This window comes from Streptomyces sp. NPDC044921, assembly GCF_056432865.1.
The window spans coordinates 18,101-39,293 of the sequence record NZ_JBWKIF010000028.1 but is presented as its reverse complement, the minus strand read 5'-3'; the positions used below and the strand labels follow the sequence as shown (position 1 = coordinate 39,293).

The 21,193-nt window shown below is 72.5% G+C and carries 20 protein-coding genes; 12 read left to right on the top strand and 8 right to left on the bottom strand.

What is annotated here, in order from left to right; genetic code table 11:
- Positions 1-13 precede the first annotated feature (13 nt).
- The 7 genes from AC07DA_RS32320 to AC07DA_RS32290 all read left to right on the top strand — a co-directional run bounded on the left by AC07DA_RS32320 (position 14) and on the right by AC07DA_RS32290 (position 7,808).
- Positions 14-214: a hypothetical protein gene (locus tag AC07DA_RS32320; RefSeq protein WP_479131784.1), complete on the top strand. Its 201-nt coding sequence runs from the start codon at positions 14-16 to the stop codon at positions 212-214.
- A gap of 136 nt (positions 215-350) precedes the next feature.
- Positions 351-1,394, top strand: a complete 1,044-nt coding sequence (locus tag AC07DA_RS32315) for an NUDIX hydrolase (protein WP_479131783.1) — start codon at positions 351-353, stop codon at positions 1,392-1,394.
- A 305-nt stretch (positions 1,395-1,699) separates the two neighbouring features.
- Positions 1,700-2,731: an ABC transporter permease gene (locus AC07DA_RS32310; protein ID WP_479131782.1), complete on the top strand. Its 1,032-nt coding sequence runs from the start codon at positions 1,700-1,702 to the stop codon at positions 2,729-2,731.
- A 76-nt stretch (positions 2,732-2,807) separates the two neighbouring features.
- Positions 2,808-4,502: an ABC transporter substrate-binding protein gene (locus AC07DA_RS32305; RefSeq protein WP_479131781.1), complete on the top strand. Its 1,695-nt coding sequence runs from the start codon at positions 2,808-2,810 to the stop codon at positions 4,500-4,502.
- 76 nt (positions 4,503-4,578) lie between these two features.
- Positions 4,579-5,571, top strand: coding sequence for an ABC transporter permease (locus tag AC07DA_RS32300; protein WP_479131780.1), 993 nt, complete (start codon positions 4,579-4,581; stop codon positions 5,569-5,571).
- Between the two features lie 27 nt (positions 5,572-5,598).
- Complete coding sequence (locus AC07DA_RS32295) at positions 5,599-6,696, top strand: ABC transporter ATP-binding protein (protein WP_479131779.1); 1,098 nt, start codon at positions 5,599-5,601, stop codon at positions 6,694-6,696.
- A 26-nt stretch (positions 6,697-6,722) separates the two neighbouring features.
- Positions 6,723-7,808 (top strand): ABC transporter ATP-binding protein, encoded by a 1,086-nt coding sequence (locus AC07DA_RS32290; protein ID WP_479131778.1) that lies wholly within the window; start codon positions 6,723-6,725, stop codon positions 7,806-7,808.
- Positions 7,809-7,813: 5 nt separating this feature from the next.
- Here the strand turns inward: AC07DA_RS32290 and AC07DA_RS32285 are convergent, their stop codons facing one another.
- A complete protein-coding gene (locus AC07DA_RS32285) occupies positions 7,814-8,515 on the bottom strand; it encodes an MBL fold metallo-hydrolase (protein ID WP_479131777.1) in 702 nt (233 codons plus the stop codon).
- A gap of 61 nt (positions 8,516-8,576) precedes the next feature.
- Positions 8,577-9,932 carry a M20/M25/M40 family metallo-hydrolase gene (locus AC07DA_RS32280; protein WP_479131776.1) on the bottom strand — a complete coding sequence of 452 codons (1,356 nt, stop codon included), beginning with the start codon at positions 9,930-9,932 and terminating at the stop codon, positions 8,577-8,579.
- Between the two features lie 134 nt (positions 9,933-10,066).
- Between AC07DA_RS32280 and AC07DA_RS32275 the strand changes: the two genes are divergently transcribed.
- Entirely contained in the window at positions 10,067-11,308 is a 1,242-nt protein-coding gene (locus AC07DA_RS32275) for a geranylgeranyl reductase family protein (RefSeq protein WP_479131775.1), read from the top strand.
- Here AC07DA_RS32275 and AC07DA_RS32270 read toward each other — a convergent pair.
- Positions 11,292-11,741 (bottom strand): nitroreductase family deazaflavin-dependent oxidoreductase, encoded by a 450-nt coding sequence (locus AC07DA_RS32270; RefSeq protein WP_479131774.1) that lies wholly within the window; start codon positions 11,739-11,741, stop codon positions 11,292-11,294. The two genes, AC07DA_RS32275 and AC07DA_RS32270, sit on opposite strands and share 17 nt — an antisense overlap.
- 198 nt (positions 11,742-11,939) lie before the next feature.
- Here AC07DA_RS32270 and AC07DA_RS32265 point away from each other — a divergent pair, with 198 nt between their 5' ends.
- From AC07DA_RS32265 to AC07DA_RS32255, 3 genes are all read left to right on the top strand, one after another.
- A complete protein-coding gene (locus AC07DA_RS32265) occupies positions 11,940-12,647 on the top strand; it encodes a TetR/AcrR family transcriptional regulator (RefSeq protein WP_479131773.1) in 708 nt (235 codons plus the stop codon).
- A 127-nt stretch (positions 12,648-12,774) separates the two neighbouring features.
- Positions 12,775-13,998 (top strand): sensor histidine kinase, encoded by a 1,224-nt coding sequence (locus tag AC07DA_RS32260; protein ID WP_479131772.1) that lies wholly within the window; start codon positions 12,775-12,777, stop codon positions 13,996-13,998.
- A gap of 32 nt (positions 13,999-14,030) precedes the next feature.
- Positions 14,031-14,696, top strand: a complete 666-nt coding sequence (locus AC07DA_RS32255) for a response regulator (protein ID WP_479131771.1) — start codon at positions 14,031-14,033, stop codon at positions 14,694-14,696.
- Here the strand turns inward: AC07DA_RS32255 and AC07DA_RS32250 are convergent.
- The 5 genes from AC07DA_RS32250 to AC07DA_RS32230 form a co-directional block, all read right to left on the bottom strand.
- The gene (locus AC07DA_RS32250; protein WP_479131770.1) at positions 14,657-14,941 is read right to left on the bottom strand and encodes a DUF6332 family protein; all 285 of its coding nucleotides are present in this window, start codon (positions 14,939-14,941) and stop codon (positions 14,657-14,659) included. The genes AC07DA_RS32255 and AC07DA_RS32250 overlap by 40 nt on opposite strands.
- 81 nt (positions 14,942-15,022) lie before the next feature.
- A complete protein-coding gene (locus AC07DA_RS32245; RefSeq protein WP_479131769.1) occupies positions 15,023-16,504 on the bottom strand; it encodes an MFS transporter in 1,482 nt (493 codons plus the stop codon).
- Positions 16,505-16,611: 107 nt separating this feature from the next.
- Positions 16,612-17,340 carry a maleylpyruvate isomerase family mycothiol-dependent enzyme gene (locus tag AC07DA_RS32240; protein ID WP_479131768.1) on the bottom strand — a complete coding sequence of 243 codons (729 nt, stop codon included), beginning with the start codon at positions 17,338-17,340 and terminating at the stop codon, positions 16,612-16,614.
- A 43-nt stretch (positions 17,341-17,383) separates the two neighbouring features.
- Positions 17,384-18,262 carry an SDR family oxidoreductase gene (locus tag AC07DA_RS32235; protein ID WP_479131767.1) on the bottom strand — a complete coding sequence of 293 codons (879 nt, stop codon included), beginning with the start codon at positions 18,260-18,262 and terminating at the stop codon, positions 17,384-17,386.
- Between the two features lie 143 nt (positions 18,263-18,405).
- Positions 18,406-19,590 (bottom strand): MFS transporter, encoded by a 1,185-nt coding sequence (locus AC07DA_RS32230; RefSeq protein ID WP_479131766.1) that lies wholly within the window; start codon positions 19,588-19,590, stop codon positions 18,406-18,408.
- A gap of 123 nt (positions 19,591-19,713) precedes the next feature.
- Between AC07DA_RS32230 and AC07DA_RS32225 the strand changes: the two genes are divergently transcribed.
- Complete coding sequence (locus AC07DA_RS32225; RefSeq protein WP_479131765.1) at positions 19,714-21,192, top strand: glutamate-cysteine ligase family protein; 1,479 nt, start codon at positions 19,714-19,716, stop codon at positions 21,190-21,192.
- Position 21,193 lies beyond the last annotated feature (1 nt).

The following is a 21,193-nucleotide window of genomic DNA, read 5'->3' as shown; positions in this document are numbered from 1 at the left end:
CGTTGTGCGGGGCATGAAGAAGCGCAGCATGCTCGCCATCGCCTCCCTCGCCACCGGCTTCGTCGTCGCGGCGGTCACCCCGTCCCACGCGCTCACGGAGAACCTGGGCACCCTCAGTGTGGACGACACCCTCAAGACGCTCGACAAGACCGTCATCGCCAAGGACAGCCTGTCCCTGGACCGGGAGGACGGCAGCAAGAAGAAGAAGGGCTGACGGGCCCCGGGTCACGGCGCCGGCGCTCCCGCACGCGGGGGCGCCGGCGCCGTCGTCATGCGCCCTCAACTGGGGCTGGTTTCCGTGGCAGGGTGGAGCGGGCAAGCCTCATGGGGCCAACAGAAGAGGGGGACCTGTGACCGTCGTCTGGATCAACGGCGCGTTCGGTGCGGGGAAGACCACCACCGCACAGGAACTGATCGAACTGATCCCGAACAGCACGCTCTTCGACCCCGAGGTCATCGGCGGAGCGCTCCGGTACCTGCTGCCGCCGAAACACCTAGCCGAGGTCGGCGACTTCCAGGACCTGCCGATCTGGCGGCGGCTGGTGATCGACACGGCCGCCGCGATGCTCGCCGAGCTCGGCGGGACCCTCGTGGTCCCCATGACCCTGCTGCGCCAGGAGTACCGCGACGAGATCTTCGGTGGGCTGGCCGCGCGCAGGATCGCCGTCAGCCACATCCTGCTCGCCCCGGCCGAAACGATACTGCGGGAGCGCATAGCGGGCCGTGGGCTACCGCCCGACCTGCCCGACGGCGAGATGCGAATACGCCGGTGGTCCTTCGACCACATCGAGCCCTACCGCGCCGCCCTCGCCTCCTGGCTCACCGCCGACGCCCACCCCGTCGACACCAGCGACCTCACCCCGTACCAGGCCGCCGCCCGTATCGCCGAGGCCCTGAACAGCGGCTCCGTGCCCGTCTGCGACATCGTCCAGACACCCGAGCCCACCGCCGAGACGCTCGCCGCCGGTGTGCTCCTCTTCGACGAACACGACCGCGTGCTCCTCGTCGACCCCACCTACAAGGCCGGCTGGGAATTCCCCGGCGGTGTCGTCGAACCGGGTGAGGCGCCCGCCCGCGCCGGGATGCGCGAGGTCGCCGAGGAGACCGGCATCCACCTCGACGAGGTGCCCGGTCTGCTCGTCGTCGACTGGGAACGCCCCGTGCCCCCCGGCTTCGGCGGACTGCGCCTGCTGTTCGACGGCGGCCGGCTCGACTCGGCGGAGGCCGGTGAGGTGCTGCTGCCCGGCCCGGAGCTGCGCGACTGGCGGTTCGTCACCGAGGAGGAAGCCGCCGAACTGCTGCCGCCCGTGCGCTACGAGCGCCTGCGCTGGGCTCTGCGGGCGCGTGAGCGCGGAGCGGCGTTCTACCTGGAAGCCGGAGTCCCGGTCGGCTGACCGCGGCCGCCCGCCCGCGCCCTTTACCCGGCCCGGGGGATTCCGAGGGAAAGGCGGGAGAAAACGCCGCCGGAGCCGCTCCTAAGCGATTCCCAAGGAATCTCCCGCACTCCGCCACGCGGCGGGTCAGCACATTCCCCGTTTTCGTCAACACTTTCCCAGGACCGCAAACACTCCCTATTCCGGCCCCTGCGCGGCTTGACCGGACTCGCACGGCATTGCGAAAGTCCGCAGAGTCTCACGGCGGTAGTTTCCACCGCCACCCACTTTCCTTGCCCCAGGGGCAGATCCGGGATGTCCGTACGATGACCACGCACCACCAGCCGGTCGACACCGGCGGCGGCACCGCGCTGCCGGCCGAGCCGTCGACGCAGGACTCCAGACCCGGCGGCACGGTCGTCGCCGGCCGCTCACCGGCCCGGACGGCCTGGAAGCGCATCAGGCGGGACAAGGTGACCCTGGCCGCCCTGGTGGCCACCCTCCTGTTCATCGCCGTCGCCCTGCTCGCGCCGGTCCTCACCGCGATGACCGGCTGGGGACCGATCACCCCCGACAACAAGGCGATCAACCCCGACACGGGCAACTTCCCCCGCGGTTCCCTGGGCGGCATCAGTGCCCAGCACCTGCTCGGTGTCGAACCGGGCACGGGCTACGACCTGTTCGCCCGGGTCGTCCACGGCCTGCGCACCTCCCTCTCCGTGGGGTTCGCCTCCGCCGTGCTGTCCACCGCCGTCGGAGTCGTGGCCGGACTCGCCGCCGGCTACTTCGGCGGCTGGGTCGACTCGCTGCTGTCGAGGGTCATGGACGTCATGCTGGCCTTCCCGCAGCTGCTGTTCATCATCGCGCTCACACCGGTGATCCAGAACGCCCTGCGGACCGACGGTCACGGCGGCACCGACGAGAACCTCCGCCTGCTCGTGCTGGTCCTCAACATCGCGGTGTTCGCCTGGGCGTACACCGCCCGGCTGGTGCGCGGACAGGTACTGTCCCTGCGCGAGCGGGAGTTCGTCGACGCGGCCCGGCTGATGAGCGCCGGACGGCGGCACATCCTCTTCCGGCAGCTGCTGCCCAACCTGTGGGCGCCGATCCTGATCTCCTTCGCCCTCGCCGTCCCGCAGAACATCACCACCGAGGCGGCCCTGTCGTACCTGGGCGTCGGCGTCATCCCGCCCAACCCCGACTGGGGCTCGCTGCTGTCGGACGCGTCCCAGTTCTTCCTCCAGGATCCGATGTACCTCTTCGTGCCCGGCGTCCTGCTCCTGCTGCTGGTCCTGGCGCTCAACCTCCTCGGGGACGGCGTCCGGGACGCCCTGGATCCCCGCGCCCGGCGCGGCTGACGAGCCACCCCCCGAGTGTCGGCCCGGCGGTCCCACGCACGGCCGCCGAGCCCGTAGCGAGAACGGAGTTTCCTCAATGACGCGCAACACGCGCAGATCGCCCGACACGCGCAGATCGCGCACGGTCGCTCTCACGGCCGCCGCCGTGCTGGTCGCCCTGGGGGCCACCGCATGCGGAGGGTCCTCCGGCAGCAGCGGCAGCGGCGCACCCGGCAAGGGCGGCACCCTGACCGTCCTGGACAAGGCGGACTTCGACCACCTCGACCCCCAGCGCGTCTACACGACCGAGGGTTCGAGCATGGACGAGGAGATCGTGCGCACCCTCACCGGCTGGGACGAGACGGGCTCGGCCCCCAAGCTGGTCGGCGACCTGGCCACCGACACCGGAACACCCTCCAAGGGCGCCACCGTGTGGACCTTCCACCTCCGGCACGGCGTCAGGTACCAGGACGGCACCGAGGTCACCGCACCCGACGTCAAGTACGGCGTCGAGCGGTTCTTCTCCTCCGACATCAGCGGCGGCCCGCCCTACGCGGCCCAGTGGCTCGTCGGCGGCGCCGCCTACAAGGGCCCGTACCACGGCGGGGAACTCCCCTCCATCCAGACGCCGGACAAGTACACGATCGTCTTCCACCTGAACCAGCCGGTGGCCGACTTCGACGAGACCACCGCGATGACCGGCTGGGCGGCCGTGCCCAAGGCCCACGACACCGGTTCGACGTACGACACCAAGGTCTGGGCCGACGGCCCGTACATGATCAAGTCGTACACCAGGAACAAGGAACTCGTCCTCACCCGCAACACGTACTGGTCCCAGTCGACCGACCCGATCCGGCAGCAGAACGTCGACGAGATGGACGTGAGGTTCGGCCAGGACGAGTCGGCCATCGACCAGCAGATCAAGGCGGACGCGGGCACCGCCCGAACGTCCCTCCAGCAGTGGCCGATCGCGGGCTCCGACCTCGCCCAGCTCGCCAACGACCCGGCCCTGAGGGACCGTTACTACAAGATCCCCGCGCCGGGCATCAACTACCTCGCCATCAACACCACCCGGGTGAAGGACCTGAAGGTCCGCCGGGCGATCGAGTACGCCGTCGACAAGACCACGGCCCGCGGCGCCTTCGGCGGCTCGGCCTACGGCGACTACGCCACGACGATGCTCAGCCCCGGCATCGGCGGCTACCGGAAGTTCGACCTGTACAGCGCCAACCCGGCCGGCAACCTCGCCAAGGCCCGGGAGCTGATGAGGCAGGCGGGCAACCCCAGGCCGGCCATGTCGATCGCCGTGGAGAACACCCCCACCCAGGAGCACTTCGCCGACGCCGTGAAGACCGCGCTGGAGCGCATCGGCATCCACGTCAACATCTCCCCGATCGACGCGGCCGACTACTTCAGCACCGTCGACAACACCAAGAACCAGTACGACCTGACCTGGGGCGACTGGATCGCGGACTGGCCGAACGCCTCCACGGTGCTGCCCACCCTCTTCGACGGCCGGCTGATCGAGAAGAACCCGCAGGCCAACCAGGACCTGTCCTACCTGAACGACCCGAAGGTCAACGCGCTGATCGACAAGGCCGCCAAGACGACCGACGTGGAGCGGCGCAACGCCACCTACGGGCAGATCGACCAGCGGATCCTCGAGGACGCCGCCGTGGTCCCCCTGATGTACATGAACTTCAGCGACATGTCCGGCTCCGAGGTCGGCGGGGTCATCCCCGACACGATCCTGGCCGAGCCGAGCCTGGTCCACGTCTACGTCAAGCACTGACGGACGCCACTCCACGCGCCCCGCCGGCGGCCCCGGCCGCCGGCGGGCCTCCCCCTCACGTCAGGTCCCGGCACCCATGTTTCGTTACCTCACCAGACGCCTCCTGGCAGCGGCCCTGATCATGCTGGTGATCACCACGATCACCTTCTTCGTCTTCTTCGCGCTGCCGTCCGACCCCGCGCTCCTGGCCTGCGGCAAGACCTGTTCCCCCTCCCGACTCGCGGAGATCAGGCACTCACTGGGCCTGGACCAGAGCTATCCGACCCAGTACTGGGAGTTCCTCAAGGGGCTGTTCGCCGGGCGCGACTTCGGCGACCAGAGCGTGCGCATCCACTGCGCGGCGCCCTGCCTCGGAGTCTCCTTCCAGACCGACACCCCCGTGCTGACCACCCTGCTGTCGGACTTCCCCGCTGACCTCTCCCTCGGACTGGGGGCCGCCGTGGCGTTCCTGCTGCTCGGTGTCGGCCTCGGCACCGTCGCGGCGGTACGCCGGGGCAGGGCCGCCGACAAGGCGGTGGTCGGACTGGCCCTGTTCGGCGTGTCGGTGCAGATCTACTTCATCGGCCTGCTCCTGCTGTACCTCTTCGTCGACAGGTTCCAGATCCTGCCGACGTCCGGCTACACCCCGATCACCGAGGACCCGGCCGGCTGGTTCCAGGGTCTGATCCTGCCGTGGACCACCCTGGTCATCGTCTACCTCGCCATGTACACCCGGCTGACCCGCTCCTCCATGCTGGAGGTCTTCGCCGAGGACTACATGCGCACCGCCCGCGCCAAGGGCCTGCCCGCCGCCACGGTCGTCCTCAAGCACGGGCTGCGGGCCGCCGTCACCCCGGTCATCACCATCTTCGGCATGGACGTCGGCTCCCTGATCGGCGGCTCCGCCGTCATCACCGAGTCGGTGTTCGGCATCAACGGCATCGGCAAGCTCGCGGTCGACTCCGTGCAGAACTCCGACCTGCCCGTCATCCTCGGCACCACGCTCTTCGCCGCGACGTTCGTCGTCCTCGCCAACGTGGTCGTCGACCTGGTGTACGGCCTCGTCGACCCGCGCGTGCGCCTCGCCTGAACCCTTCCCCGTCCTTGAGGAACACCCGTGTCCGTTCAGACCTCACCCCAGCCCGCGGACCCCGCGCCCGCCCCCGCACCCTTCCTCGACGTACGCGACCTGAGCGTGCGCTTCCCGACCGAGGACGGTCTCGTCAGATCCGTCGACGGCGTCTCCTTCACCCTGGACAAGGGCCGCACCCTGGGCATCGTCGGTGAGTCGGGTTCCGGCAAGTCGGTCACCTCACTGGCCCTGCTCGGCCTGCACAAGGGAACCCGCGCCCGGGTCGACGGCGAGATCTGGCTGGAAGGCAGGGAACTCGTCGGCCTGCCGGAGGCCGAGATGCGCGCCCTGCGCGGCCGCACCGTCTCCATGATCTTCCAGGACCCGCTGTCCGCGCTCCACCCCTTCTTCACCGTCGGCTCCCAGATCGCCGAGGCCTACCGCGTGCACCACGAGGTCTCCAGGAAGGAGGCCAGGGACCGCGCGGTGGAGATGCTCGGGCGGGTCGGCATCCCGCAGCCCGAGCGCCGGGTCCGGGACTACCCGCACCAGTTCTCCGGCGGCATGCGCCAGCGCGCCATGATCGCCATGTCCCTGGTCTGCGACCCCGCCCTGCTCATCGCCGACGAACCCACCACCGCCCTGGACGTCACCGTCCAGGCGCAGATCCTCGACCTGATCGGCGACCTGCGGGAGGAGTTCGGCTCCGCCGTCGTCATCATCACCCACGACCTCGGCGTGGTCTCCGACGTCGCCGACGACATCCTGGTGATGTACGGCGGCCGCCGCATCGAGTACGGCACCGCCCGCGACGTCCTCAAAAACCCCCAGCACCCCTACACCTGGGGCCTGCTGCGGTCGATGCCACACCTCACCGGCGACGTCGGCGAGCGGCTCGACCCGATCCCCGGCACCCCGCCGAGTCTGATCAACCTGCCCGACGGCTGCGCCTTCCACCCGCGTTGCGCCTACAAGGGCTGGGTCCCGGACGGGCGGTGCGCCCTGGAGCGGCCCGCACTGCGCCTCCTCACCGGCAGCGAACGGCACCTCGCCGCTTGCCACCTCACCGACGGGGCCAGACGAGAGATCCGCGGCGGCACCGGCCCGGACGACCACACCGCTACCGTGCGGACCGCGCGGTGACGGCCGCGGACGAGAGGAAGCAAGCCGTGCGCACGACCCGGCCCGCCACCGGGCACAGCACCGACCGCCCCGCCGGCGGGACCCTCCTGGAAGTGCGCGGGCTGCGAAAGCACTTCCCGTTGTGGCAGGGCATCATCCTCCAGCGGCAGACCGGAGCCGTCCGCGCGGTCGACGGCATCGACTTCTCGGTGGCGCCCGGCGAGTCGCTCGGCCTGGTCGGCGAGTCCGGCTGCGGCAAGTCCACCACGGGCCGCCTCGTCACGCGCCTGCTGGAACCCACCGGCGGTTCCGTCCTGTTCGACGGCGAGGACATCACGCACCAGCCGCCCGCCCGGCTGCGGGAAGCCCGCCGCAACCTCCAGATGATCTTCCAGGACCCGTACTCCTCGCTGAACCCCCGGCACACCGTCGGCACCATCGTCGAGACGCCGATGCGGCTCAACGGCATCGACCCGCCCCAGGGCCGCAAGAAGCGCGCCCAGGAGCTCCTGGAGACGGTCGGTCTCAACCCCGAGCACTACCACCGCTACCCGAACGAGTTCTCCGGCGGGCAGCGCCAGCGCATCGGCATCGCCCGCGCCCTCGCCCTGCGGCCGAAGCTGATCGTCGCCGACGAACCCGTCTCCGCGCTGGACGTCTCCATCCAGGCCCAGGTCGTCAACCTGCTCCAGGACCTTCAGCGGGAGTTCGGCATCGCCTTCGTCTTCATCGCCCACGACCTCGCCGTCGTACGGCACTTCTCCGAACGCGTCGCCGTCATGTACCTCGGGAAGATCGTCGAGGTCGCCGGCCGGGAGTCCCTCTACACCCGCCCCCGGCACCCCTACACGCACGCCCTGCTGTCCGCCGTCCCCGACGCGGACCCGGACGCCACCGAGCGGCGCGAGCGCATCCGGCTGGCCGGGGACGTGCCCTCGCCCGTCGATCCGCCCTCCGGCTGCCGCTTCCGCACCCGCTGCTGGAAGGCCCAGGACAGGTGCGCCGCCGAGGAGCCGCCCCTGGCGCGCGCGCAGGGCAGCCCCGCCGGGCACCTCACCGCCTGCCACTTCCCCGAGGAGCCGACGGTGGCGGCGCGCGAGGAGGACATCGTGCTCGGTCCGGCGCTCGGGTGACCCGCCTATCCCCGGGCCGCGTCGCGCAGCGCGCGGGCCGCCTGTGCCGTCACCGGATCCCCGTGGCCGAAGCAGGCCACGCGCGGCCCGAGTTCGGCCAGCCGTCCGCAGGCGGCGCGGACCCCCTCGCGGTCGAGGTTGAACACCCCGGGGATCACCGAGCCGTCCACGGGGGACGCCGCGACCGTGTCCCCGGTGAACAGCACGCCGTACCGCGGCAGGTGGAGGGCGATGCTGCCGTGCGTGTGCCCGGGCACGTGCACCACGTGAGCGCCGCCGCCGATGTCCAGCACCTCGCCGCCGGTCAGCTCCGTGACCTCGGCGGGCCGGGCGAAGCCCTCCTCGGGCAGGAGTCGCGCCGCCTGCTCGTGCAGCGGGCGCTCCCAGTCCTCGAACACCGGCTCCGGGCCCGGGACGTCACCTCGCACGAACGGCGCGTCCAGCCGGTGCGCCAGCACCTCGGCACCGCTGAGCGCGGCGAACTCGCCCGCCCCGCCCACGTGGTCCTCGTGGAAGTGCGTGAGCACGATCCGCCGCACGGCCCGGGGATCCGAGCCCAGCGCGGTCAGCGCCCCGGCGATCAGGACCCCGGAGCCGGCCGGACCGGCGTCGACCAGCGTCCATGCGTCCCCGTCGCCCCAGAGGTAGGCCTGGCCGACGGGGAAGCGCAGCAGACGCAGACGCGGGAGCAGTTCGATGACGTCCATGACACGACCGTAGGGAAGGCCCCCGTCCACGGACGAGGGCCTTCTGCCGACGGCAGAGCCGTCAGCCCGCCGCGTAGTTGCGCAGGAACAGCGCCTCCGCCACCGACAGCCGCTCCAGTTCCCCGGGCGACACGCTCTCGTTCACCGCGTGGATCTGCGCCTCCGGCTCGCTCAGCCCGATGAGCAGGATCTCCGCCCTCGGGTAGAGCGCCGCGAGCGTGTTGCACAGCGGAATGGAGCCGCCCTGACCGGCGTACTGCATCTCCTGACCCGGGTACGCCACCGCCATCGCGTCCGCCATCGCCTGGTACGCCGGGCTGGTGGTGTCGGCGCGGAAGGCCTGGCCCTGGCCGATCTGCTCGGTGCTCACCCGCGCACCCCACGGGGTGTGCGCCTCCAGGTGCGCCTGGAGCAGCTTGGTCGCCTCCGCCGCGTCCACGCCCGGCGGCACGCGCAGGCTGACCAGCGCGCGGGCACTCGCCTGCACCGACGGGGTGGCACCGACCACGGGCGGGCAGTCGATGCCCAGCACCGTCACGGCGGGCCGCGCCCAGATGCGGTCGGCGACCGTCCCCGACCCGATCAGCTCCACGCCGTCCAGCACCTTGGCGTCCCGCCGGAACTGCTCCTCGTCGTACTGCAGCCCGTCCCAGGACGCGTCCGCGGTCAGCCCGTCGACGGCCGTCGAACCGTCCTCCGCGCGCAGCGAGTCCAGCGCGCGGATCAGCGCGGCGAGCGCGTCGGGCGCGGCCCCGCCGAACTGGCCCGAGTGCAGGTTGCCCGCGAGCGTGCCGACGCTCACCCGCACCAGCGTCATGCCCCGCAGGGTCGAGGTGACCGTCGGCAGACCGGCCCGGAAGTTACCCGCGTCACCGATGACGATCGTGTCGGCCTCCAGCAGGGCCGGGTGCTCCTCGGCGTACCGCTCCAGACCGCCCGTGCCCATCTCCTCCGAGCCCTCGACGATCACCTTCACGTGCACCGGTACGCCGCCGTTCGCCTTCAGCGCGCGCAGCGCCAGCAGGTGCATGAGCACACCGCCCTTGCAGTCGGCGGCTCCCCGCCCGTACCAGCGCCCGTCCCGCTCGGTCAGTTCGAACGGCGGGGTCGTCCAGCCGGCCTCGTCCAGCGGCGGCTGCACGTCGTAGTGGGCGTACAGCAGGACGGTCTTCGCTCCGGCCGGGCCGGGCAGGTAGCCGTAGACCGACTGCGTGCCGTCGGGGGTGTCGAGCAGCGCCACGTCCTGGAAGCCCTCGGCGGTGAGCGCGTCCGCGATCCAGCGCGCGGCGCCCTCGCTCTCGCTGCGCGGGAACTGGTCGAAGTCGGCAACCGACCGGAAGGCCACCAGCTCGGCGAGCTCCTCCTTCGCCCTGGGCATCAGCGCGGCGACGGTCCCGGCGACCGGATGCGACGACATGGGCACGCTCCTTGTGGGTGCGACGTTGTAGCGGTGAGTGCTGTAGATCCTCCCACAGCGGTCTGTGACCAGCTCGGCCGTAGGATGCGGGAGACAGCAGCAGCGGGCGGCTTGATCGGGAGCAGTAGACCATCGTGAGCAGCGAGAACTCTTCGGCGGACGACGTGCGGCAGGTGTGGGACGTCGTCGTGGTGGGCGCGGGACCCGCGGGCGCTTCGGCCGCGTACGCGGCGGCGGTCGCCGGCAGACGCGTGCTGGTGCTGGAGAAGGCCGAGCTGCCGCGGTACAAGACGTGCGGCGGTGGCATCATCGGCCCCTCGCGCGACTCCCTGCCCCCCGGCTTCGAGCTGCCCCTCAAGGACCGCGTGCACGCGGTGACCTTCTCGCACAACGGCCGCTTCACGCGCACCCGGCGGTCCCGGCAGATGCTGTTCGGGCTGATCAACCGGCCCGAGTTCGACCAGCGGCTCGTCGAGCACGCGCAGAAGGCCGGCGCCGAGCTGCGGACGGGCGTCACGGTCCAGCGGGTCGAGCAGCACGGCTCGGCGGTGCCCGACCGGCGCACGGTCGCGGTCGTGCTGCAGGGCGGCGAGGTCGTGCTGGCGCGGGCCGTGGTCGGGGCGGACGGCAGCGCCAGCCGCATAGGGGCCCACGTCGGGGTCAAGGTCGACCAGGTGGACCTCGGCCTGGAGGCGGAGATCCCGGTGCCGGAGACCGTGGCCGAGGACTGGAAGGGGCGGGTCCTCATCGACTGGGGGCCGATGCCCGGCAGTTACGGCTGGGTCTTCCCCAAGGGCGACACGCTGACGGTCGGGGTGATCTCGGCCCGCGGCGAAGGAGCCGCGACGAAGCGGTACTTGGAGGAGTTCATCGGACGGCTCGGGCTCGCCGGCTTCGAACCGAGCATCTCCTCCGGGCACCTCACCCGCTGCCGGGCCGACGACTCCCCGCTCTCGCGCGGGCGGGTGCTGGTGTGCGGGGACGCGGCGGGGCTGCTGGAGCCGTGGACCCGCGAGGGCATCTCCTTCGCGCTGCGTTCCGGCCGGCTGGCGGGGGAGTGGGCGGTGCGCATCGCCGAGGCGCACGACGCCGTGGACACACGCCGGCAGGCCCTGAACTACGCCTTCGCGGTCAAGGCCGGGCTCGGCGTCGAGATGAGCGTCGGCAAGCGGCTGCTGTCGGTGTTCGAGCGCCGTCCCGGGCTGTTCCACGCGGTCCTGACGGGTTTCCGCCCGGCCTGGAAGGCGTTCAAGGAGATCACCCAGGGGGCGACGTCCCTGGGCGAGATCGTCCGCACGCATCCGCTGGCCCAGCGGGCCCTGACCGCGATGGACCGCCGTCCGGCGGGGGCCGGCGAGGTCAGCGCGCCGGAGTGATCTCGAAGACCGGGTGGTCGGGCGCGACGCGGCGCAGTTCGGCCTCCGGGGAGTCGGGGCCGACGCCGTGGAAGAAGACCCCGACCTCCGCCTTCCAGCGCTTGAGGTAGGCGCGCAGGATCGGCGCCTTGTCGGCGTCGGGCACCTCGGTCGCGGTGAACGGGTCGACGGTCCTGCCCAGGCGCAGTTCGCCGCCGCCCGCGGCGCGCATGTTGTGCGTCCACTGCACGTGACCGCGGGGGGCGACGAGGTACCGCCGGCCGTCCAGGGTCAGCACGTTGACCGGAGTGGTGCGCCACTGGCCGCTCTTGCGTCCGCGGACGGCGAGGAGCCTGGAGCCCCAGACGCTGATGCCGCGGCGGGTCAGCCAGGCGACCAGGCGGTTGAAGACGTTGACGGTGAACCAGCCGGGCTTCTTCACGTGTGCGGACATGGGGTCCCCCAGGGTTGTAACGGAACGGTGCTCTCCCGGCTGCGCGTGAGCGCTGCTCACTTTCATGAGCGCTGCTCTCTTTCGAGAGCACTGCTCTCGGTAGCGCAGGGCGTCAGTCTGCCCGGGGTCGGCGCTCTCGCGCAAGAGCACTGCTCTCGTTTGTGTGCACTGCTCTGCTCCCATGGCACACTGCCCCGCATGAGCAGCACACACGGCGCCCGGGCCCGGGCCAGGATCGAAGTCACCGCGGCCATCAAGGACGAGGCCCGCAGACAGCTCGCGGCCGAGGGCGCCGCCCGCCTCTCCCTGCGGGCCGTGGCCCGGGAACTCGGCATGGTCTCCTCCGCGCTGTACCGCTACTTCCCCAGCCGTGACGACCTGCTGACCGCCCTCATCATCGACGCCTACGACTCCCTCGGCGAGAGGGCGGAGGCGGCTCACGCGGCGGCCGCCGGCGCCGGCCCCGCCGAGCGCTGGACCGCCGTGTGCGAGGCGGTGCGGGAGTGGGCCCTCGCCCACCCGCACGAGTACGCGCTCATCTACGGCACGCCCGTCCCCGGCTACACCGCCCCCCGGACCACCGTCCCCGCGGCCTCCCGGGTCGGCCTGCTGCTCGTCGGCATCGCCCGCGACGCCTACCGCGGTCTCGGCCTGGCCCGTCCCTCCCTCCCGGCCGGCCTGCGCCCGGAGGCCGAGCGCTTGGCCGCCGAACTGGCCCCGGACCTCCCGCCCGCGACGGTGACGGCCCTCGTCGCGGCGTGGGCCCAGCTGTACGGGCTGGTCGGGTTCGAGGTGTTCGGGCAGTTCAACCGTCTGGTGGAGGACCGGGCGGCGTTCTTCCGGCACGCGGCCGGGCAACTCGCCCAAGGGGTGGGGCTGGTGTATCCGCAGCGGGGGCCGGCCTAGCGGCGCAACCGGGACCCGGCCCGGCGACGCAACCGGGTCCCGGCCGGTCCCGTACTCCCCGGGGAGTACCCGTGATCACCACGCGCGGGGGACGCCGCCCGGCGTGGCGGCGTCTAGCGTGGCCGGTATGGACGAGCAGCGCGCGCGGGGCGGTCCGCCGCAGTGGTGGCGCCACGGGCCTGCCCGGTGGGACGGGTGGGCCGACGGGGAGCGCGCGCCCCGGTGGCCCTGGCGGTCCACCGCCCTCCTCACCGTCTTCGTGCTGGCCGGTTCGCACTTCGCGGCGCACGGGCAGGGAGACGAGCGGGCCGCCCTGGATCCCTTCGCGCGGGTGCTGCTGGTGGTGGCCGCGGGCCTGCTGCTGTGGCGCAAGCGGCATCCGGTGGCCGTGGTGTTCGGTACGGCCGGTGCCGTCATGGTCTACCTCGGGGCGGGGTATCCGTACGGGCCGGTGCTCCTCACCGTCGCGGTCGCGTGTTTCGGCGCCATCGTCGCCGGGCACCGCCGGGCGGCCTGGGCGGCGATGGGGACGCTGTGGGCCGGACACGTACTGGTGGCGCACTGGCTGTACCGCTGGCTGCCGCCGCCGGGGGACCCGGCCGCCTCCTGGAGCGCGGAGGCCGTCGTCGCCACATGGGTGGTGGCGATCACGGCGGTGGCGGAGCTGTTCCGGGTGCGGCGGGAGCAGTGGGCCCGCGAACGAGCCGAGCGTGCCGAGGCCGCCCGGCGGCGGGCCGACGAGGAGCGGCTGCGGATCGCCCGGGAACTGCACGACGTACTGGCGCACAGCATCTCCGTCATCAACGTGCAGGCGGGCGTCGGTCTCGCGCTCCTCGACAGTGACCCGGAGCAGGCCCGCTCGGCGCTCACCACGATCAAGGCCAAGAGCAAGGAGGCGCTCGGCGAGGTGCGGCAGGTGCTCGACACGCTGCGCGCGCCCGGTGCCGCGCCACGGGCTCCGGCACCGGGCCTCGACCGGCTGCCCGAGCTGGTGGAGCAGGCGGCGAGCGCGGGGCTGACCGTCGAGGTCGAGGGCGAGCCGCCGCACCTCGCGCCCGGCACCGACCTCGCCGCGTTCCGCATCCTCCAGGAGGCCCTGACCAACGTCGTACGGCACTCGGGCGCGCGGCACGCGCGCGTGTGCCTCGCGCACGACGCGGACGTGCTGCGCCTGCGCGTGGACGACGACGGGCCCGCCACCGGCGCCGAGGCGGGCGGCAGCGGCAACGGCCTGGCCGGCATGCGGGAACGGGCCGCCGCGCTGGGCGGCGCCATCGAGGCCGGGCCCCGCCCGGACGGCGGCTTCCGGGTGCTCGCCGTACTGCCGCTCAGGGCTTCCGCCGGCCGCTGAGCCCCACCCGGAACGACGTCAGGAGGACGACGGTGATCCGCGTACTGCTCGCCGACGACCAGTCACTGGTCAGGGCCGGGTTCCGGGCGCTGCTCGACGCGCAGCCGGACATCGAGGTCGCCGCGGAGGCGGCCGACGGGGAGGAGGCGGTGCGCCGGATCCGCGCACTGCGGCCGGACGTCGTGCTGATGGACATCCGCATGCCCGCGCTCGACGGCCTGGCCGCGACCCGGCGGGTCACCGGGGACCCGGACCTGCGGGAGGTGAAGGTCGTCATGCTGACCACCTTCGAGCTCGACGAGTACGTCTTCGAGGCGATCCGCTCCGGCGCCTCGGGCTTCCTGGTCAAGGACACCGAGCCGGACGAACTCCTGCGTGCGGTCCGGGCGGTGGTCGCCGGGGACGCGCTGATCTCGCCGGGGGTGACGCGCCGGCTGATCGCGGAGTTCGCGGCCCGTTCCAAGGAACCCGCGGCGGCCGACGCCTTGGCCCGGCTCACCGAGCGGGAGCGCGAGGTGATGGCGCTGGTCGGGATCGGCCTGTCCAACGAGGAGATCGCCCGCCGCCTGGTGGTCAGCCCGCTCACCGCGAAGACCCACGTCAGCCGCACGATGGTGAAGCTCGGCGCCCGCGACCGGGCCCAACTGGTGGTGCTGGCCTACGAGTCCGGGCTCGTACGGCCGGGCTGGCTGGGCTGATCCACCGCCCGGAAGCGCAGCAGCACGCTCGCGACCCGAGCGGCGAAGAGCACGGGCGCGAGCACCGTTCCGGCGCGCATCAGCAGCGTCTCCGCCGTGTCCGGGAGGTCGAACAGGAGCGCCGGCCCGGCCACGGCCCCGAAGACGACCGCCGCGGCGAAGGCGGCGCTGCACAGCGCGTATCCGATCTCGACGGTGATCGCATCGCGTTCGGCCTGCGTGCGCCGTCCCCCGTGAGTGGTCATGCGGTGAGTCAAACAGGTGTGTGCCCGGCGGGCAAGGCAGGCCCGCCGGGCACACGGGGGGAGGCGGTCCCCCTGGTCGCGCTAGTCGCGCACGGCGACGCGCTCCGCCTCCTTCGGGGTGGACACGGCGACCACGACGGACGGCCGCTTCCGGCGGGTCCGCAGGCCGGTGAGGGTGATCAGCAGGCCGGCGAGGGCGATGAGGGTGACGACCACCAGGCCGGGCCGGTAGCTGTCGAGGACGGCCTGCGGGGAGGCGCCTTCGGCCTCGGGGGAGTTGGCGGTCACCACCGCCGTCACCGCGGCCAGGAAGATCGCGCCGCCCACCTGCACCGAGGTGTTGAGCAGCCCGGAGACCATGCCCTGCTCGTGGTCGTCGACGCCGTTGGTGGCCTGGATGTTGAGCGAGGGGAAGACCAGGGCGCAGGCCGCGCCGATCAGCAGCATGCTCGGCAGGATGACCGCGGCGTACACCGGGTCGAGGTCGACGCGCAGGAACAGCGCGTAGCCGAGGACCATGAGGGCGAAGCCGACGGCGATCAGCCGCTGGGTGCCGAACCGGTCCACGATCGCGCCGACCTTCGTCGAGGACGCGGCCACCAGCGCGCCCGCGGGCAGGAAGGCGAGCGCGGTGTGCAGCGCCGACCAGCCGAGCAGGGACTGCATGTAGAGGGTGGCGAGGAACTGGAAGCCGACGTAGGAGCCGAAGAAGGTCATGGCGCCGAGCTGGGCGCGGACCTGGCTGCCGGAGCGCAGCACGCCGAGCCGGATCAGCGGGCCCGGCGAGCGCCGCTCGACCACGACGAACACGGTCAGCAGGACGGCCACGGCGAGGAAGGACAGCAGCGTGCGGGCCGACGCCCAGCCGGTCTCCGGTGCCTGGACGACGGTGAAGACCAGCAGCAGCATCGACGCGGTGCCGAGGACGGCGCCGGGGATGTCGTAGCCGTTGTGGTTCTTCTCGCGTTCGCTGCGCGGCAGCAGCTTCAGGCCGGCGACGAGCGCGATCAGGGCGATGGGGGCGGGCAGCAGCATGGTGAGGCGCCAACTGGCCTCCGTGAGCAGGCCGGACAGGACCAGGCCCATGGAGAAGCCGGTGGCCGCGCAGGTGGTGTAGATGGCCAGCGCCCGGTTGCGCAGCGGGCCCTCGGGGAACGTCGTGGTGATGATGGACAGGCCGGCGGGGGCCGTGAAGGCCGCGCTCAGGCCCTTGACGAAGCGGCTGGCGATGAGCAGCGGGCCGGAGTCGACGAGACCGCCGAGCAGCGAGGCCAGCGCGAAGACGCCCAGCGCCACCAGGAACACCTGGCGCCGGCCCAGCAGGTCGGCGGTGCGTCCGCCGAGGAGCAGCAGACCGCCGTAGCCGAGGATGTAGCCGCTGACGATCCACTGCAGTGCGGAGGTCGACAGGCCCAGGTCGGCGCCGATGGACGGCAGCGCCACGCCGACCATCGACACGTCGAGGGCGTCCAGGAACATCGCGGCGCACAGCACCAGGAGGGTGCCCCAGAGCCGGGGAGTCCAACGTCCGCCGGACGTCGGTGTGGTGAGCGGAGAGGTCATGCCCGAGAGACTACATGCGCATGCATGGGATGCAAGCGCATTTAATTCAGGCGCAACAAAAGCCGACGGCCGGCCCCGGGCGGGACGGGCCGCCCGGGCCCCGCCGGTCAGATCGCAGATGTCTCCCGCCACAGGTCGGCGAGCGCCCGGTCGCCCGTGACCGACGGCAGGGGGGCCCGGTTCCACAGGGCCAGGTACAACCGGCCGGCGGGGCCGGACACTTCGCACTCGGCCTCGCCGGACGCGCCCCGCTCGGTCACGGGCGGCTCCGGGGACAGCCGCACGGTCCACACCGCGCCGGTGTCGTCCGTGCGCACGCGCAGCACGCGGGGCCCGGGGGTGCGCACCCGGCTCCGGGCGCGGGCGTGGAAGCCGCGCAGCAGTTCGTCGATGCCGTCGGTCGCGAACCGCGGGGCGAGGGGGGTCGGTTCGCCGCCGCGCGCCGACTCCGCGTCGACGCGGTGCACGGCCGTCTCGTGGGCCTGCCGCCGGGTCCAGAAGGTCAGCGGGGACGGCGCGGGCAGGAAGGTCCAGCATTCCAGGCCGGGCGGGGCCTCGGCCAGGGCGTCCACGAGACGGCGATGGCTGTCGCGGTACCAGGCCAGCAGCTCCGCCCCGTCGAGGCCGGCCGGTTCGCTCAGGGGGCGGCGTTCGGTGTGCCGCTCGGTGACGTACGAAGCGGCCCAGCGGTGCACCGCCCCCGTGTGCCGCAGGAGGTCACGCACCTGCCACTGCGGGCAGGCCGGCACCTTGGCGTCCGTCCCGGCCCGCTCGGCGGCCGCGGCCAGCAGCGTGCCCTCACTGCGGAGCACTCGTAGGAACTCGGCGGTCTCCATGGCGCCGAGTCTGCCCTACGGGGTGCGCGTCACGCGCCGGGTTTTACGGCAGCGGGGTACCGCCCGTGGCGTTGACGATCTCGGCGGTGATGTACGACGCCTCCTGCGAGGCCAGGAAGACGTACGCCGGAGCCATCTCGGCCGGCTGCGCGGGCCGCCCGATGGGCGCCTGCTTGCCGAACTCCTGCGTGTCCGGCATCGTCGCCGGGATCAGCGGCGTCCACACGGGGCCCGGCGCCACGGCGTTGACGCGGACGCCCCGGTCGATCACCATCTGGGCGAGGCCCTGGGTGAACGTGACGATGGCGCCCTTGGTCATCGCGTAGTCCAGCAGGTGCGGACTGGGCTTGTAGGCCTGCACGGACGTGGAGTTGATGATGCTGCCGCCCTCCGGGATGTGCGGCAGGGCCATCTTGCACAGCCAGAACATGCCGTACAGGTTCGTGCGCAGCACGCGGTCGAACTGCTCGGTGGAGATCGCCTCGATGCCGTCGGGCTGCGACATCTGGTACGCCGCGTTGTTCACCAGCACGTCGATCCGGCCGAACTCGTCGACGGCACGCTCGATGAGCGCCCGGCAGTTGTCCTCCTCGCGGATGTCGCAGGAGACGGGCACGGCACGCCGGCCGGCGTCCTCGATCAGCCGGGTGGTCTCCGCCGCGTCGTCCTTCTCGTCGTCGAGGTGGGTGAAGAGCACGTCGGCGCCCTCACGGGCGAACGCCAGGGCGACCGCGCGGCCGATGCCGGAGTCCCCGCCGGTGATCACGGCCTTGCGGCCCTCGAGCCGGCCGCTGCCGCGGTACGACTCCTCGCCGTGGTCCGGGGGCGGGTCCATGGGCCCCGTCCAGCCCGGGTGCGGCTGGTCCTGGGAGGGAAACTCCGGGTTCGGGTGCTGCTCGCCGGGGTGCTGCTGTTCGGTCACGGGTCTTCCTCCTGGTGATGTGCGTACGGCCCGGTGATCACGTCGGGCCCGGCCACGGGTACCCAGGATCGCGAGGGTGCCGATCTCCTGCCCGGGACGGATTGCGCGCCGGGGCGCCGTTCACCCGGACGGCGGCACCCGGGTCATCCGCCGGCCCGGCGGGCGGCCGCCCCCACCAGCGCCCCGACCACCGCCGCCACCGCGGCCAGCAGCGCCACGCTGGTCAGCGCGGCCGGCAGCGTGAACCACTCCGCCATGAAGCCGATCGCGGGCGGGCCGAGCAGCATGCCGCCGTACCCCAGGGTGGAGGCCGTGGCGACGCCACTCGGCCCGGCCAGGGCGCCCGCGCGTTCCACCGCCACGGGGAAGAGGTTCGCCAGGCCCAGGCCCGTGACCGCGTAGCCGAGCAGGGCCGCCCACAGGGAGGGTGCGAGGGAGCCCAGGAGCATGCCGGCCGCCGCGGTGGCACCGCCGGCGACGACCGTCCGGGTCCGCCCCAGGCGTTCCAGCAGGGTGGTGCCGGTCAGCCGGCCCACCGTCATCGCGAGCGCGAAGCAGGCGTAGCCGGCGGCCGCGGCGCCCGCGGAGGCGTCGAGGTCCTGTTCCAGGTGCAGGGCGCCCCAGTCGGCCAGCGCCCCCTCGCCGTACGCGGTGCAGCCGGCGATCAGGCCGAAGACGAGCACCAGGGCCCTGGTGCGGCGGTCCAGGCGGCGCGGGGCGGCCCCCCGCGGCCGGTCCGGATCCCGCTCCGGGTGCGCCGGCGGCTCGTGCCGCAGCAGCGTGGGGCCCACGGCGGCCGTCACGACCAGTCCGACGGCCGTGAGCAGCAGCAGGTGCCGGGTGGGGGAGAGGGACCCGGCGACCAGTCCGCCGAGACCCGCGCCGGTCATCCCGCCCAGGCTGAACGCGGCGTGGAAGCTCGGCATGACCGGCCGGCGCAGGGCGGCCACCAGTTCGACGGCGGCGCTGTTGAAGGCCACGTTGATCCCGCCGTAGGCGGCGCCGAAGAGCAGCAGGACCAGGCCGAGCGCGAGCGCCGAGTGGGTGAGCGGCGGCAGCGCGACACTGAGCGAGAGCAGGACCGCGCAGACGACGGTGACCCGGTGGTTGCCGTAGCGGCGGCACAGCCGCCCGGTGAGGGTCATGGTGACGACGGCTCCCGCCGAGACGCCCAGCAGGGCGAGCCCGAGGGCGCCGGCGGAGGCGTTCGTCTGCTCCTTGATCGCGGGGATCCGGACGACCCAGCCGGCGAAGACGAAGCCGTCCAGGGCGAAGAAGACGGTGAGGGCGGCGCGGAGCCGGGTGAGGGAGTCGCGGTCACCCGGCACGGCACTGTGCGTTCGGGCTTTGTTTATTTGCGGCACAAACTCAGGCTAGGTGGGTGCGGGGCCGGGGACAAGGTGCGAGGCTGGGACGGTACGCATCCGCCGAGGGACCTTCAGGAGGGCACGATGGGACGTGACGTGCCGGCCCTGGTGTTCACGCGGGAGGACCGCCGCCGGTACCGGGAGAAGATGCACACCGACCTCGAGGTGCTGGCGCGGATGCTGCGCGAGTCCGGTTTCGAGAGCGAGCGCCCCCGGGTCGGGCTGGAGATCGAGCTCAACCTCGTCGACGACGACGCTCTCCCGGCGATGCGCAACACCGACGTGCTGCAGGCGATCGCCGACCCGGCCTGGTCCAGCGAGCTCGGCCGCTTCAACCTGGAGATCAACATCCCGCCCCGGGAGCTGACCACCGGCGGGCCCGGCGACTGGGAGCGGGCGATCCGCGACGCCCTCAACCACGCCGAGGACCGCGCCTCGGCCGTCGGCGCCCACCTGATCATGGTGGGCATCCTGCCGACGCTGGGCGAGTCGGACGTGAGCGGGGCGGCGCTCTCCGGGGACCCCCGCTACCGGCTGCTCAACGAGCAGATCTTCGCGGCGCGGGGCGAGGACCTGCGGATCAGGGTCGACGGCGTGGAGCGCCTGGCGACGTACGCCGACACCATCACCCCCGAGGCGGCCTGCACCAGCACCCAGTTCCACCTCCAGGTCGCGCCCAGGGAGTTCGCGCAGTACTGGAACGCCGCCCAGGCCGTCGCGGGCGTGCAGATCGCCCTCGCGGCCAACTCGCCCTTCCTGTTCGGCAAGGAGCTGTGGCGCGAGACCCGCATCCCCCTGTTCGAGCAGGCCACCGACACCCGGCCCGAGGAGATCAAGGCGCAGGGCGTCCGGCCCCGGGTGTGGTTCGGAGAGCGCTGGATCACCAGCGTCTTCGACCTCTTCGAGGAGAACGTCCGCTACTTCCCGGCCCTGCTGCCGCTGTGCGAGGACGAGGACCCGCAGCGCGAGCTCGACGACGGCCGCGTCCCCGAGCTGGGTGAACTCACCCTCCACAACGGCACGATCTACCGCTGGAACCGCCCCGTCTACGCGGTCACCGACAGCGGCCCGCACCTGCGCATCGAGAACCGGGTCCTGCCCGCCGGGCCCACGGTCGCCGACATCATCGCCAACGGCGCCTTCTACTACGGCCTGACCCGCGCCCTGGTCGACGAGGACCGGCCGGTGTGGACGCGGATGTCCTTCTCGGTCGCCGAGGAGAACCTGCACACCGCCGCCCGGGACGGCATCGACGCCCGCCTCTACTGGCCCGGGGCGGGCGAAGTGCCCGTCACCGAACTGGTGTTGCGCCGCCTGCTGCCCCTGGCCCACCGGGGCCTGGAGCTGGCCGGGCTGGACGCCGCGTGGCGCGAACCGCTGCTGGGCATCATCGAGCAGCGCTGCGTCACCGCCCGCAACGGCGCGCTGTGGCAGGCGGAGACGGTGCACCACCTGGAGAAGACGGGCCTGTCCGACCGGCGTGCGGCGCTGCGGCAGATGACCAGGACGTACATGGACTACATGCACATGAACGCGCCCGCGCACACCTGGCCGGTGGACTGAT